Source organism: Streptomyces sp. NPDC007875 (assembly GCF_042868035.1).
Lineage (GTDB): Bacteria > Actinomycetota > Actinomycetes > Streptomycetales > Streptomycetaceae > Streptomyces > Streptomyces antimycoticus.
In genome coordinates, this window is sequence record NZ_JBIADZ010000095.1 from 1550 (window position 1) to 3635 (window position 2086).

Sequence of the window (2086 nt, forward strand, 5' to 3'; positions counted from 1 at the left end):
CTCGCGCAGGCCCCGCAGGATGGAGATGGTGTCCTCCACGCTCGGCTCGTCCACCAGCACCATCTGGAAGCGGCGCTCCAGCGCGGCGTCCTTCTCGATGTGCTTGCGGTACTCGTCGAGGGTGGTCGCGCCGATCATGTGCAGCTCACCGCGGGCCAGCATCGGCTTGAGCATGTTCCCGGCGTCCATGGCACCCTCGGCGGCCCCGGCGCCGACCACGGTGTGCAACTCGTCCACGAACAGCAGGATCCGCCCCTGGGCGGACTTGACCTCGGAGAGCACGGCCTTGAGCCGCTCCTCGAACTCCCCGCGGTACTTCGCTCCTGCCACCAGGGAGCCCATGTCCAGGGCGAAGATGGTCTTGTCACGCAGCCCCTCGGGTACGTCGCCGCGGACGATGCGCTGGGCCAGGCCCTCGACGATGGCGGTCTTGCCGACGCCGGGGTCACCGATGAGCACCGGGTTGTTCTTCGTCTTGCGGCTGAGGATCTGGGTCACCCGCCGGATCTCGGCATCCCGGCCGATCACCGGGTCCAGCTTGCCCGAACGAGCCTCCAGGACCAGATCCCGGCCGTACTTCTCAAGCGCCTCGTAGGCCACTTCGGGGTTGGCGGAGGTGACCCGCTGGCTCCCGCGGACCTGAGTGAGGGCGCCCAGGAACGCGTCCTTGGTAACGCCGTGCTCCTTGAGGACCCGCCCCGCCGCGGTGGCCGACCCCTCCTCGGTGAACGCGAGCACCAGGTGCTCCACCGACACGTACTCGTCCTTGAGCCGCTTGGCCTCCTGTTCGGCGGCATCCAGCAACTGGGACAGCCGCTGGGTGATGAAGACCTGCCCGGGGGCGGCCCCGGGACCGGTGACCTTGGGCTTGCGCGCCAGCTCGGCCTCCAGCATGGTGCGCACCGCCTCCGGGTCGGCGCCCACCTGGTCGACCAGCCGGGGCGTCAGCCCTTCGGGCTGGTCGAGGAGGGCCAGCAGCAGGTGCTCGCCGTCGACTTCGGTGTGGCCGTACCGCTGGGCCCTGGTCTGGGCGTCCTGGAGGGCTTCCTGGGACTTCTGGGTGAGACGGTTCATGTCCATGGCGGTTGATCACTCCTCGCGCCACTGCGGCGCAGTGCGGCTTCGAGCCGGTCAATGCGGTCGAGCAGATCGAGCACCAGGCCGATGGAGGCGTAGTTCAGGCACATTCCGACGTGCAGCCGCTCGACGCGGCCCAGCACCGCCGGGGCGGAAGGAGCGAACACCAGCCGCCCCGCGTGGTCACGCTCGGCGTCGACCAGGCCGAGGGCGACGAACCTCGCCACCAGATCAGGATGGAGCCCGGTGCGACGGGCCACGGTCTCAAGCGAGAGCCTGCGGACGGGCACCAGGTCGTAGTGGACGGACGGGACGGGCGCGTACCGGGCGGCCGTGACGGTCCCTCGTGAGTGGCTGCTCATCGCTCACTCCTGGGGTCGAAGGAGGAAGTGGCGGCGAGCGCTTCGAACAGCTCCCGCTCGCGGTCGGTGAGTTCGGGCGGCACCATGACGCGGATCTCGGCGTACAAGTCGCCGTTCGGACCGCGGGGGTTGGGCATGCCCTCACCGCGCAGCCTCAGCCGGCGCCCGCTGGAGGACCCGGGCGGGACCGTCACCTTGGCGGTGCCGCCGGGCGTGGGCACGGGGACGGTCGCGCCGAGCGCGGCCTCCCAGGGGGCGACCGGGAGCGTCACATGGATGTTCCGGCCGTCCAGCCGGAACCGCGGATGGGGCTGGATCCGCACCCGTAGATACAGATCCCCGGCCGGTGCGTCACCGGTGCCCCGGCCGCCCTGCCCGGCCAGCCGGATGCGCTGCCCGTCCACGACGCCCGGCGGGACGTCGACCTCGAAGCCGCGCTGCCCCGCCGGCCCGGCCAGGGTGACGCCGCGGCGGCCGCCGCGGTACGCGTCCTCGACGGTGAGCGGCAGCTCCGCCTCCTGGTCGGCGCCGGGGATGTCCACGCGGCCTCCGCCCCGGCCCCCCGTGCCGCCGCCGAAGAACGAGCTGAACAGGTCCTCGAAGTCCACTCCGCCGCCCCCGGCGTCCTCGCCGAAGCCACGGACGAA

General features: G+C 71.7%; 3 protein-coding genes. All 3 read right to left on the bottom strand.

What is annotated here, in order from left to right; all coding sequences use genetic code 11:
• Nucleotides 1-1080 (bottom strand): Clp protease N-terminal domain-containing protein (locus ACFYOY_RS49015; protein ID WP_388594619.1); only part of this gene is annotated, 1080 nt, incomplete at its 3' end.
• Entirely contained in the window at nucleotides 1071-1439 is a 369-nt protein-coding gene (locus ACFYOY_RS49020) for a chaperone modulator CbpM (RefSeq protein WP_351906667.1), read from the bottom strand. The genes ACFYOY_RS49020 and ACFYOY_RS49015, both read right to left, overlap by 10 nt.
• On the bottom strand, nucleotides 1436-2086 hold a 651-nt coding region (locus tag ACFYOY_RS49025), incomplete at its 5' end, for a DnaJ C-terminal domain-containing protein (RefSeq protein WP_388594622.1). The genes ACFYOY_RS49025 and ACFYOY_RS49020, both read right to left, overlap by 4 nt.

What these genes read in the sequence shown, in the direction of transcription:
- ACFYOY_RS49020 (WP_351906667.1), bottom strand. Translation starts at nt 1,439, where the DNA reads ATGAGCAGCCACTCACGAGGGACCGTCACGGCCGCCCGGTACGCGCCC.